The following is a 12,683-nucleotide window of genomic DNA, read 5'->3' as shown; positions in this document are numbered from 1 at the left end:
GGACTTGAGTCAAACGGCTTTCCGTATAATTTTCTTTTAAAGCATAAGGTATCAGTGTGGTTTATCTAACTTCACGTGATTTTTTACAAAAGCGAAAGTTTTTCGAGTCCTTACTTTTAGCTTAGTTTTGCATTTGAGATGAAGTGGTTAAACTTTTTTTCACAGGAATTAGCAATTGACCTTGGAACGGCCAACACCCTGATCATTCACGATGATGAGATCGTGGTGGACGAGCCATCCATTGTTGCCATTGACCGTAAATCCGGTCAGACCATTGCCGTGGGAACCCGTGCCATGCAAATGCATGAAAAGACCCACGAAAACATCAAAACGGTCCGGCCGCTGAAAGATGGGGTTATTGCCGACTTCCAGGCTGCTGAAAGCCTGATCGAGGGTTTGATCAATATGATTGGCAACCGTCGCCGGTTTTTCACCCATCTTAAAATGGTGATCTGCATCCCTTCCGGAATTACGGAGGTGGAAAAACGCGCAGTCTTTGACTCGGCGGATCATGTGGACTCCAAAGAAACGTACCTGATTCATGAACCCATGGCTGCAGCCCTGGGTATCGGACTGGATGTCGAAGAACCGGAAGGCAATCTGATTGTCGACATCGGGGGCGGTACCACCGAAATTGCGGTGATCGCACTGTCCGGTATCGTATGTGATCAGTCCATACGCACCGCCGGCGATGAATTCAGTACCGACATCATGAATTACATGAAGCGCGCCCATAACATCCTGATTGGGGAGCGTACCGCTGAGTTGTTAAAAATAAAGGTAGGTTCTGCACTGGAACATCTGGAAAGCCCGCCGGAGGACTTTGCCGTCAATGGCCGGGACCTGATGACCGGTATTCCGCGTCAGATCACCGTTTCATATACCGAGATCGCCTCAGCCCTCGACGAGTCCATCTCCAAGATTGAAGAGGCTATTTTGAAAGCGCTGGAAAGTACTCCACCGGAATTGGCTTCTGACATTTACAAAAGAGGTCTTTATCTGACCGGTGGTGGTGCCTTATTGCGTGGTTTGGATAAACGGATCTCTGCCAAGACCAAACTACCCGTTCACATTGCATCTGAACCTTTACGTGCCGTGGTTAAAGGTACCGGAATCGCCTTGAAGAACACGCACCGGTTCTCATTTCTCATCGATCGAAAGAGCGTATAATGGGCAATCATCATGCAGCAATTCTTTGCGATCCTTGTTAAATATTCCGCATTTTTTCTCTTTGTCTTGCTGGAACTTCTCTGTTTTTATCTGATCATCCAATACAATCAGAACCAGCGGGATATATTTCTCAATTCTTCCAATTTATTTACCGGTACCCTGGCCAGGAAATACAATAATGTGGTCACTGTATTGCGGCTACCCAGAGTGCTGGACAGCATGCAGCTGGAAAACGCCAGGCTGAAAGCCTCGCTGAAAGAAAATTTATACGTCCAGAACGACAGTGCTACCCGCGTTCGGGACTCCGTCTATCTCCAGCAATATGCTTTCATTCCAGCCCGCGTCGTCAGCAACAGTATCACACTCCACAACAATATCATCACACTGGATAAAGGGTCTACTTCCGGTGTAAAACAGGATATGGGCGTAATCATGACTAACGGAGTCGTGGGTGTCGTCGATCAGGTCGGAAAATATTATGCAACGGTCATTTCACTTCTGAACAGCAAGTCCAATACGTCGGTAGCCTTAAAACGCAACGGTTATTTTGGAAACCTGGTCTGGAACGACTCCGATCCATTGCACATGAGTTTGGAGGCTATTCCGAAACATGTGCGGGTCGAGCGGGGCGATACACTTATCACCACCGGCTATTCGGCGATATACCCTTCCGGCATCGTGGTAGGAACGGTCGAATCCGCCTCCCTGGAGCCCGGCAATAACTTTTATACCATCACGGTTCTGCTGAATAATGATCTGGCCAACGTCCAGTATGTGATGATCGTCAGAAACCTGCTGAAGGAAGACCGCGAGGAAACGGAAAAGGAGGGCAGCCATGACCAATGACATCTTGCGTTACATCGGGCGGATTATCCTGCTTACCTTATTACAGGTATTGATTTTCAAGCAACTCCATTTTCCGCTGGGTACTTTCAACTACATCCATGTACTGATCTATCCCTACGCCATCATTACCCTGCCCGTCCGGATACCCCGCAATCTGCTGATCCTGATCGCCTTTGTGATGGGAATGGCCATCGATGTTTTTTACAACAGCATCGGAGTGCATACCAGTGCATTGGTATTCACTGCTTTCATCCGCGCCCATGTACTAAATCTGCTGGAACCCCGGGGCGGATACAATGTTAATGCGAGCCCTACTCGTTATTATCTGGGTATGAACTGGTTCATTCGTTACCTGGCTATTATGGTAGCCCTTCATGTTGTCTTTTATGTCAGCATGGATGTATTTACCTTTGTTTATATCCAGGAGATCATCCTGAAGTCATTCTTCAGCTTTATCTTCTCGATGGTATTTATCTTGTTGTATCAATTCTTATTCAATCCAAAATAGTTGCCTTGGAAAAACCGGTGATCATTCGGATCGTTTTTATCATTGCGGCGCTGGTACTTTTGTTAAAGGTCGCCCAGCTGCAGCTTTTTGATAAATCGATGCGTTCCCGTGCTCAGGCAACCGCTATTGAAAAACAGGTTCAATACCCATCCAGGGGGCTGATTTACGATCGCAATGGCACCTTATTGGTCTATAATGACGCGATTTACGATTTAATGGTCGTCTACAATAAGATCGATCCGCATATGGATACCCTGCGGTTCTGTCAGTTACTGGATATCACCCGGGAGCAATTTGTGGATAATCTGACCAAACCCTGGGGCGGACAGTTCTCCAAAAATGTACCTTTTGTCTTCCTTTCTAAGATTCAACCCCAGACCTGGGCGAGATTCAGTGAGCATTTATTTGATTTTCCGGGTTTTTCACCCCGCCTGAGAAGCGCCCGCGGCTATGCTCAAAATGGAGCGGCGCACGTGTTGGGTTACATCAGTGAGGTCAGCAAAGATCAGATTACCGCCTCCAACGGTATTTATGAGTCTGGCGATTACATCGGCACCAGCGGTCTGGAAAGAGCCTATGAGCCCTATCTGCGAGGTGCCAAAGGGGTGAAATACATTCTGAAAGACAACATCGGACGAGAAGTTGGCCCGTTTGAAGGTGGTGTTCGCGACTCCGCTGCCATTTCCGGCTCGGATCTGATATCCACTCTGGACATCAACCTGCAGGTCTATGCCGAGCAACTGATGGCGAATAAAGTCGGCGCCATCACTGCCATCGAACCCAACACCGGCGAGATCCTCGCCATGGTCAGCTCTCCCAGTTATGATCCCAACCTCCTCACCATCAATCAAAACCGGGGAGCTTATTACGCAGCTCTGGCTCAGGATTCCCTCAAACCATTATTTGACCGAACCGTACTGGCTCAGTATCCGCCAGGATCCATTTTCAAGACGGTGGTCGGTCTGATTGCACTTCAGGAAGGGGTAACGACGCCAAACCGCAGCATCCGTTGTGGGGGAGGTTTTGTAAATGCCCCGGGTGATATCCGTAAATGTCACGGCCATCCGGCACCCACCAATATTTCCATCGCCCTGCAATACAGCTGTAATGCCTACTTCTTTACCTTGTTCAAGGACCTGGTCAACAAATACGGTTTTCGGGATGTAGAAAATGGCCTCGATAACTTTTACACCTATCTATCGAATTTCGGATTTGGGCAGAAACTCACTTCCGAGATCGACTATGAGGCTACCGGCTTCATACCCAATTCGGCGTATTACGACAATGTATATAAACGGGATCCCTGGTATGCGACGACGATCGTCTCGTTAGGGATCGGGCAGGGAGAACTGTCCATGACCACTTTACAGATGGCCAACCTGGCCTCTATTCTGGGAAATCGCGGCTTTTACATCCAGCCACACTTGCTTAAGCAGATCAGCAATCAGGCCACGCTGCCTAATCCGGATTTCGACCGGAAAAAACTGGTTCGCATCGACCCGATCTATTTTGGCCCCATCATCGATGGTATGACTGCAGTAGTCACTTCGGGAACGGCGCGCCTGGCTCAGGTACCAGGAGTAGAACTCTGCGGTAAAACCGGCACCGTCCAAAATCCGCATGGAGAAGACCACTCGGTGTTCATATCCTTTGCCCCTCGGGAAAACCCGAAAATAGCCATCGCAGTATATGTGGAGAATGCCGGAGGTGGTGGCCGTACCGCTGCTCCGGTTGCCGGCCTCCTGATTGAGCGCTACCTGAATGACACCATTTCCGCACAGAAAAAACCGCTGGAGGCTCAGATCCTAAACACTGATCTGATCCATAAAAATGCGCGGTCATGATCATTTCTGCCATCGCTGCCATGAGTACCAACCGGGCCATCGGGAAGGATAATGATCTTCCCTGGCACATGCCGGAAGATTTCAAATTCTTTAAACGGATGACCAAAGGACATCACATCCTGATGGGTCGCCGAAACTTCAACAGCATTGGTAACCGTCCACTGAAACACCGCGTTAATATGGTTATGACCCGTAATCCATTTTTTATCGCGACGGGCATCGTGGTTGTCCATAGCCTCGAAGAAGGCATTGCCTTTGCCGAAGCCAATGGTGAAGAAGAACTCTTTATCATCGGTGGTGAGGAAGTCTATCGCCAGGCCCTGGAGTATTGTGACCGAATCTACCTTACAGAGATCAAGACCACGGTCACCGGAGCCGATGCCTTTTTCCCGGAATTTGACCTCAATGAGTGGAAAGAGGTCTCCCGAGAACCTCATTTTTCTGATGAACGCAATCCGTATAACTATACTTTCGTAACTTATGAACGGTTATGAAAGAAGAATTACTCCACTATGCCTGGCGTACCAGGCAATACGATCCGCTGCAGTTATTCACCATTGACAAGCAGCCTGTTCAGGTCATCCATCCGGGTCGGTATAATCAGGATGCAGGTCCGGATTTTCTGGAAGCAAAGATTAAAATTGGTGACACGCTCTGGGTCGGTCACGTAGAGATCCATGTCCTGGCCTCCGACTGGATAAAGCATCTCCACGCCAATGATCCCAAATACCAGAATGTCATCCTGCATGTGGTTTATGATGCGGATGCGGATGCGGCCGTGAGCGGCCGTGATCCCCTGCCTACCCTGGAACTTAAAGAACAGTTGGCCCCGGATATGATGATCCGTTATGATCAGCTGATGGACAATAGTGCCTGGATCCCCTGTCAGCCTTTTCTAGATCAGGTTGATGCCATAATCTGGACGGCCTGGCTTGAGCGTATTGTCATAGAACGCCTGGAGCGGAAGACCCTGGAAATCCAACGCATGCTCGAAGCATGTCACTGGGACTGGGATTCGGTGTTCTATCAGCTATTCGCCGCCCATCTTGGTATGCAGGTCAATAAAGAAGCCTTTCTTGAGCTTACCCGCAGAACTCCTTTGACCACTTTGCTCAAATACCGGGACAACTTATTTCAGCTGGAAGCCGTGTTGTTTGGTCAGGCCGGCATGCTCAGTGGCGATTTTCAGGACGATTACCCTCTGCGGTTGCAAAAAGAATACGCCTATCAGCAGAAGAAATTAGGGCTCATGCCGATGTCCGCTCACTACTGGAATTTCCTGCGCCTGCGGCCATCCAACTTCCCTACTGTACGGATTGCCCAGTTGGCCCGTATCATCCATACCACGGAACACCTCTTCAGCAAAATACTGGCCGCTGAATCGATCCGGGAAGTCAACAGTCTGTTTAGTCATGCTGCCAATCAATACTGGGCAAGTCACTACCAATTCGACAAGCCTTCACCAAACCAGAAAATGAAACGCCTGGGCAGCCAGCTGATTCAAAACCTCATCATCAACGTGCTGGTACCATTTCTCTTTTTATATGGTAAAGTCAAAGGACTTACCCGCTATCAGGATAAGGCGCTGGATTGGCTGCAGGCATTACCTGCTGAGCAAAACGCCATCATCACCCATTGGAACATGATCCGGCCGAAGGCTGAAAATGCATTGCAATCCCAAGCTTTACTGCAACTTAAAAAACAACATTGCGATGCCAAACGTTGTGCTCATTGTGGTGTCGGTCACCACCTGCTTAAGCAAAAGCAAACGGAAGCATGATCCAACAATGGCTAATTAAGATCCTTTTAGCACCTTTCGCCCTTTTATATGGATTAACTGTCCTGGTACGTAACGGGCTTTACCAGATCGGGTTTTTTAAAAGCATCCGCTTTAGCTTTCCGGTTATTTCTATTGGCAATCTCAGTGTTGGTGGCACCGGTAAGACCCCGCATATTGAATATTTTATCCAGCACTTGCAGGAATATGTACGGATAGGAGTCCTGAGCAGGGGCTATGGCCGCAACACCCGGGGTTACCGTCTGGTACAAACCAACGATCATGCTGAGCTCAGCGGCGATGAACCCGTCCAGATCAAACGCAAGTTTCCTGATACCGCGGTTGCCGTTTCCGAGAATCGTGCCCTGGGCATTCCGCAGCTTCTGAAAACAAACCCGGAAGTCCAGCTGATTTTGCTCGATGACGCCTATCAGCATAGGGCCATACGACCTGCCCTTTCGATTTTACTGACCGACTACAACCGTCCCTATTATCAGGATTTTCTCTTGCCTGTTGGCCGTCTGAGGGAGTGGCGTGGTGGAGCACGGAGGGCCGACGCCATCGTTGTTACCAAGTGTCCCCCTAACCTTGACACCTTATCCATGGAAAAAATCCGGGACAAAATCCGGCCACAAGCATCGCAAAAAGTGTATTTCTCAACCCTGGAGTATGGTCAGCCGTATTCATTCTGGGACAGTTCATTCAGATTACAGTTCTCTCCGGACCTCGAGATCCTGTTGATCAGTGCTATTGCACATACCGACCACCTGACCGAATACCTGTCTCCACGTGGCCGTGATGTAAAGCATTTGGAATTTACCGATCATCACTACTTCACCAAGTACGATATGGGACAGATGAAAGCTGCTTTTGATGCCCTGGAAGGAACCTCGAAAATCATCTTAACCACTGAGAAGGATGCCACCCGGCTTGAGCTCCATTACAGCTATTTAATTGGTCAGAAATTGCCCATCTTTGTACTACCACTCCGCGTACGCTTTTTAGATGAGCAGCATGAAACACCATTTTTGGACTACATTCAGCAGCAATTACTGGCATTTACGGTTTAGCCTCATCGGTGGTCTGGTGATAACAGCATTGGGCGCTTATTCCCAGCAACAGAACTTACTGAGCGGAGAGCGTACGACCGAAATCATTCGCCGGTATTCCATCCTCTACCCGCAGGACTGGTATTTTGATGCCCGCCTGGCCAATCGAAAGGATCTTACCCAATGGGCGTGGAACCTGGTCAATACCAGGCCATTATCTGCTGTAGAGTTATCGGATATTCGTTATATACTCATGGAACACAACGATGTGTTGCCTTCCATCACTCCCGTAGAATCAGAACAGCTGCAATACATCGATTCGACCCATACCTTTCAACAGTATGCTACGGTACAACATCCCGTAACGGCGCCTCTGAGCAGTCCGAGAATTGAAAGCCGTAAACCGATCCTGCGCCACTTTTACCGTACTCCATTATTTCTGTATGAGGTGGACGACGACGCATTCACCCTCCGTGTACAACCTCTCCTTACCGGAATGCTCGGCAGTTCCAACCTCTTTGAAAATCATCGCGGTCTTAAAGTACGTGCATCCATCGACCGGAAAATATGGCTGGAAACCTCCTTCCTGGAGTCACAGAGCTTCTTTCCCACTTATCTGAATCAGTGGATCAGCAAGTTTAAAACCATTCCAGGTCAGGGGCTTTATAAAAATTATTCCAGCAGCCTTTTTGGAGTGAAAAATGGCTACGATTACCTGAATGCCCAGGCCAATATCCAGTTTAACATCACCAGGCATATCCAGGGCCAGTTCGGCTACGGACAGAATCCGGTAGGCTACGGTATCCGCTCTCTATTTCTTTCGGACTTCGCCAATAACTACCTGTATTTAAAGCTGAATACCCGTGTGTGGAAATTCAATTACCAGAACTTGTTTGGTGAATTAGCTGCCGAGAGCGCCAATGGAAAAAGAGGTGATGACCTGTTGCCAAAAAAATATTTCGCCGCGCATCATCTTTCACTTAATGTGCTCCCTCGTCTTGAGGTTGGCCTGTATGAGACTGTTGTCTTCAACCGTTCACGGCAATTTGAATTGCAATATCTTAATCCGGTGATCCTTTACCGATCGGTGGAACACAATCTGGGCAGCCCGGATAATGTACTACTGGGTCTGGATGCTTCCTGGATAGTGGCGGACCGGGTACGCCTGTACGGGCAACTGATCCTTGACGAATTCCGGTTGAAAGAGATCCGTGCCAATCGCGGATGGTGGGGCAATAAATCAGGGTGGCAACTGGGTATGGAATACACCAATGTGGCCAGTATCGATCACCTGGATCTGCAGGTGGAATGGAACCGTGTACGACCCTATACCTACGCTCACCGCGACAGCCTGAGCAATTATTCTCATTTCTTTCAACCCCTGGCTCATCCCTTAGGTGCTAATTTTAATGAACTACTCGCTGTCATTAACTACCGGCCGTTTACCGCCTGGAAATTGGAATTGAAACTGTCAAAAACCAATCAGGGTCTCGACAGGCCTGGCGAAAACTGGGGAAGTAATATCTTGTTACCTTATACGACACGCCAGCAGGATTTTGGAAATACCGTTGGCCAGGGCGTTGATACCGATGTATTCTGGGGCAATTTTGATGTTCAATTTGAATTCAAACCAGGACTGTTTTTACAAGGATTTTATTTGTATCGGAATCAGAAATCAAGCCTTGTTCAACAATCTGAATCTTATTTTGGAATAGGTATCTGTTGGAATCGTTTATTTCAGCCTGTCATTCTATAAGACATGAATACACTGGATCTATTACATAAATTACTGCGCGAACGAATTCTGCTTCTGGATGGTGCGATGGGTACCCTCATCCAGCAACACCGGCTCACCGAAGATGGATACCGGGGCGAGCGATTCAGAGATTTCGAGCACGAAATCCGTGGAAACAACGATTTGTTATCCCTCACGCAGCCCGACATCATTCGCAACATCCACCTGCAATACCTCGATGTAGGATCCGATATCATTGAGACCAACACCTTCAATGCGAATAGCTTTTCGCTTGCCGATTATCACATGGAAGACCTGGTCTATGAAATCAACAAATCTTCCGCCATCCTGGCCCGTGAGGCAGTGGACACATATACTTCTGCTCATCCCGGCAAACCTCGTTTTGTAGCCGGTGCTCTGGGCCCAACCAATAAGTCTGCTTCTTTGTCCCCGGATGTCAATCGTCCGGGCTACCGGTCAGTCACTTTTGACCAGCTGGCAAAAGCTTATTACGACCAGGCAAAAGGATTGGTGGATGGTGGGGTGGATATAATACTGATCGAAACGGTATTCGACACCCTGAATTGCAAAGCGGCTCTCTATGGCATTGACCAGTTAATGGAGGAGCTGCACTTGCAGATGCCCATTATGGTCTCCGGGACCATCACGGATGCCTCCGGCCGTACTCTTTCCGGTCAGACGGTCGAAGCTTTCTGGATTTCCGTCAAACATGCTCCCCTGCTCAGCGTAGGTCTAAACTGTGCACTCGGTGCCAAAGAATTACATCCCTACCTGAAAGCGCTCTCCTCCATAGCAGACTGTTACATCAGTGCCTATCCGAACGCCGGCCTGCCCAATGAGCTTGGTGGTTACGACCAGACCCCCGGACAGATGCAATCGCATATCCACCGCTTTTTAAACGAAGGCCTGGTGAATATCGTCGGTGGTTGTTGTGGTACCACGCCAGAACACATCCGGTACATGGGAAGCGTGGTTGAAAATGCAAAACCTCGTCAGATACCGGTTGTGCCTCACCACAGCATGTACAGTGGTATGGAACCATTGATTCTCTACCCGGGAATTAATTTTGTGAACATCGGAGAGCGGACCAATGTGACCGGTTCTTCCAAATTCGCCAAGCTGATCAAAGAAGGCCAGTTCGCTGAGGCCTTATCCGTGGCCCAGCAACAGGTGGATGGTGGAGCACAGATCCTGGATATCAACATGGATGAAGGCCTGCTTGATTCCAAAGCAGCCATGGTCCATTTTCTGAATCTGATGGCCTCGGAACCCAATATTGCCAAATTGCCCTTCATGATCGATTCCTCAAAATTTGAGGTTATCGAGGCCGGTCTGCAATGCGTCCAGGGTAAATGCATCGTCAACTCCATTTCTCTGAAAGAAGGGGAGGAGAATTTCCTGGCCCAGGCTAAAAAAGTACGCCGGTATGGGGCTGCGGTGGTGGTGATGGCTTTTGATGAGGATGGCCAGGCTGACACGGTGGAACGCAAGGTGGGCATCTGTCAGCGTGCTTACCGCATCCTTACTGAAGTGGTAGGATTCCCACCTGAGGACATCATCTTTGATCCTAACATTTTCGCCATCGCTACAGGCATTGCCGAACATGACAACTATGCCATGTATTACATCGAAGCTTGCCGGCAGATCAAGAAGACCTGCCCCGGCGCGAAAATATCCGGTGGTGTAAGCAATTTATCTTTCAGCTTTCGCGGAAATAATGTCGTCCGTGAAGCCATGCATTCCGCATTCCTGTACCATGCCATTGCAGCAGGGATGGATATGGGCATCGTCAATGCCGGCATGATCGAAGTGTATGCGGACATCCCGAAAGACTTACTAAAACTGGTGGAAGATGTGCTTTTCAATCGGCATACGGAAGCAACAGATGCCCTTACTGCCTATGCAGAGTCTAATAAAGGAAAAGGAAAATCACGTACGCAGGACCTGACCTGGAGAGAAGATCCATTGCCTAAAAAAATCGAACATGCCCTGGTCAGCGGTATCGATGGTTTCATCGAAGACGACATGGCTGAAGCGCTGAAGGTTTACGATTCTCCTCTGGATATCATCGAAGGGCCTCTGATGGATGGGATGAATGTGGTTGGTGACCTGTTCGGTATTGGTAAAATGTTTTTACCTCAGGTGGTCAAAAGCGCCCGGGTTATGAAGCGAGCCGTAGCATACCTGACTCCTTATCTGGAAGCCGCCAAGCAGGCTGCTGCCAGTCGTGCCAAAGGGAAAGTACTCCTGGCTACCGTCAAAGGCGATGTCCACGATATCGGAAAAAATATTGTCGGCGTCGTACTTGGGTGTAATAATTACGAAGTCATTGACATGGGCGTCATGGTGCCGCTAACCCGGATCCTGGAACGCGCCGAACAAGAGAAAGCAGACGTCATCGGACTAAGTGGTCTGATAACTCCTTCTCTGGATGAGATGGTTTATGTTGCTCAGGAAATGGAAAGCCGCAAGTTGACCACTCCCCTGTTGATCGGCGGTGCTACAACATCCAAACTACATACGGCCCTGAAGATCCAGCCTGTCTACAGTGGTCCTACGATTCACGTCCTGGACGCTTCAAGAAGTGTACCGGTCGTTTCTACGTTATTATCCTCAGACGAAAATGCACGGGACCAGTTTTTGTCAAACATCCGTAATGAATACGAGGATCTCCGTCAGCGCCGGTCCCGCCAAATGGCCGCGAAGGAACTGATAACATATGCTGATGCCATTGCCAACGGCTGGCAGGGTGACTGGACTTCTTACGACCCACCAAAGCCTGCGATGCTTGGCATTCACACCGCGAACCCAAATCTGGAGGACCTCATTCCTTTCATCGATTGGTCTCCTTTCTTCAGCAGCTGGCAACTAGCCGGTAAATATCCCGGCATCCTGTCCGATGAAGTGGTCGGAGAACAAGCCCGGTCACTGCATACGGATGCCCTGCGCCTATTGGAGGACTGGGTAAAGAACCGTACCATCAAGCCCCGGGGCGTCTGGGGTATCTTCCCGGTTATGCGGCAGGAAGATGATTCTGTGGAAGTGATGGCTCCCGATGGTGAACATCACCTGGGTACCTTCTATTTCTTACGGCAGCAGCGAAAAAAGGCCGTCGGACTTCCTAATTTTTCTCTGGTCGATTATCTGGCTCCCGCTTCAAGCGGAAAACAGGACTTCCTGGGGTGCTTTGCCGTAACGGCAGGTGAAGGACTGGAGGAAGTGGTAAACCATTACGAGAAGGACCACGATGACTACCACGCGATCCTGGCTAAGTCCCTGGCCGACCGGCTTGCAGAAGCCTTTGCCGAGTGGCTGCATTGGCGCGTACGCACCGACTATTGGGGCTATGCACATCAGGAAACGCTGAATAATGAACAATTGATTGCAGAAAAATACCAGGGCATACGTCCTGCACCAGGTTATCCGGCTTGCCCGGACCATACCGAAAAACAAACGCTCTTCCGTCTGCTACAGGTTGAAGACCACACCCCAATTTCGCTGACCGACTCCATGGCGATGTATCCGGCTTCGTCCGTCTGTGGCTATTATTTCGCGCATCCGGATGCCAAATATTTCGGCCTGGGCCTGATCGATAAAGACCAAATGACAACCTATGCCCGTTTAAAAGGCATTCCGATTTCTACCATGGAGCGTTGGTTGTCGGCAGCTCTGGCCTATGAACCCGGAGTATTGATCAACCAGGAAGATTGAATTGCAGGGAGATTGATTACTT

Annotated in this window: 9 protein-coding genes; all 9 read left to right on the top strand. The window is 49.2% G+C overall.

The window, feature by feature from the left end:
- Positions 1–138 precede the first annotated feature (138 nt).
- Genes H6570_20880 through metH form a run of 9 tightly spaced genes read left to right on the top strand, consistent with a single transcriptional unit; the run spans position 139 to position 12,661 of the window.
- The gene (locus tag H6570_20880) at positions 139–1,170 is read left to right on the top strand and encodes a rod shape-determining protein (protein ID MCB9321748.1); all 1,032 of its coding nucleotides are present in this window, start codon (positions 139–141) and stop codon (positions 1,168–1,170) included.
- A gap of 12 nt (positions 1,171–1,182) precedes the next feature.
- On the top strand, positions 1,183–2,016 hold the full coding sequence (gene mreC, locus H6570_20875; protein ID MCB9321747.1) for a rod shape-determining protein MreC: 834 nt from the start codon (positions 1,183–1,185) through the stop codon (positions 2,014–2,016).
- Positions 2,006–2,524, top strand: a complete 519-nt coding sequence (gene mreD / locus H6570_20870; protein ID MCB9321746.1) for a rod shape-determining protein MreD — start codon at positions 2,006–2,008, stop codon at positions 2,522–2,524. Before mreC ends, mreD begins: the two co-directional genes overlap by 11 nt.
- A 5-nt stretch (positions 2,525–2,529) precedes the next feature.
- The gene (gene mrdA / locus H6570_20865; protein ID MCB9321745.1) at positions 2,530–4,368 is read left to right on the top strand and encodes a penicillin-binding protein 2; all 1,839 of its coding nucleotides are present in this window, start codon (positions 2,530–2,532) and stop codon (positions 4,366–4,368) included.
- On the top strand, positions 4,365–4,862 hold the full coding sequence (locus H6570_20860; GenBank protein MCB9321744.1) for a dihydrofolate reductase: 498 nt from the start codon (positions 4,365–4,367) through the stop codon (positions 4,860–4,862). The genes mrdA and H6570_20860 overlap by 4 nt, the downstream gene beginning before the upstream one ends.
- Positions 4,859–6,148, top strand: coding sequence for a DUF2851 family protein (locus tag H6570_20855; protein ID MCB9321743.1), 1,290 nt, complete (start codon positions 4,859–4,861; stop codon positions 6,146–6,148). The genes H6570_20860 and H6570_20855 overlap by 4 nt, the downstream gene beginning before the upstream one ends.
- Positions 6,145–7,215, top strand: coding sequence for a tetraacyldisaccharide 4'-kinase (gene lpxK / locus H6570_20850; GenBank protein MCB9321742.1), 1,071 nt, complete (start codon positions 6,145–6,147; stop codon positions 7,213–7,215). The genes H6570_20855 and lpxK overlap by 4 nt, the downstream gene beginning before the upstream one ends.
- Positions 7,160–8,950, top strand: a complete 1,791-nt coding sequence (locus tag H6570_20845; GenBank protein ID MCB9321741.1) for a hypothetical protein — start codon at positions 7,160–7,162, stop codon at positions 8,948–8,950. The genes lpxK and H6570_20845 overlap by 56 nt, the downstream gene beginning before the upstream one ends.
- 3 nt (positions 8,951–8,953) lie before the next feature.
- Positions 8,954–12,661, top strand: a complete 3,708-nt coding sequence (gene metH, locus H6570_20840) for a methionine synthase (protein ID MCB9321740.1) — start codon at positions 8,954–8,956, stop codon at positions 12,659–12,661.
- Positions 12,662–12,683: the final 22 nt, after the last annotated feature.

Source organism: Lewinellaceae bacterium, assembly GCA_020636135.1.
In the GTDB taxonomy this organism is placed as follows: domain Bacteria; phylum Bacteroidota; class Bacteroidia; order Chitinophagales; family Saprospiraceae; genus JAGQXC01.
Note: the sequence above shows the minus strand (reverse complement) of the source record. Positions and strands in the feature narration are given on the sequence as shown.

What these genes read in the sequence shown, in the direction of transcription:
- H6570_20880 (MCB9321748.1), top strand. Translation starts at nt 139, where the DNA reads ATGAAGTGGTTAAACTTTTTTTCACAGGAATTAGCAATTGACCTTGGA.
- H6570_20860 (MCB9321744.1), top strand. Translation starts at nt 4,365, where the DNA reads ATGATCATTTCTGCCATCGCTGCCATGAGTACCAACCGGGCCATCGGG.
- H6570_20845 (MCB9321741.1), top strand. Translation starts at nt 7,160, where the DNA reads ATGAAACACCATTTTTGGACTACATTCAGCAGCAATTACTGGCATTTA.
- mreC (MCB9321747.1), top strand. Translation starts at nt 1,183, where the DNA reads ATGCAGCAATTCTTTGCGATCCTTGTTAAATATTCCGCATTTTTTCTC.
- H6570_20855 (MCB9321743.1), top strand. Translation starts at nt 4,859, where the DNA reads ATGAAAGAAGAATTACTCCACTATGCCTGGCGTACCAGGCAATACGAT.
- metH (MCB9321740.1), top strand. Translation starts at nt 8,954, where the DNA reads ATGAATACACTGGATCTATTACATAAATTACTGCGCGAACGAATTCTG.
- lpxK (MCB9321742.1), top strand. Translation starts at nt 6,145, where the DNA reads ATGATCCAACAATGGCTAATTAAGATCCTTTTAGCACCTTTCGCCCTT.
- mreD (MCB9321746.1), top strand. Translation starts at nt 2,006, where the DNA reads ATGACCAATGACATCTTGCGTTACATCGGGCGGATTATCCTGCTTACC.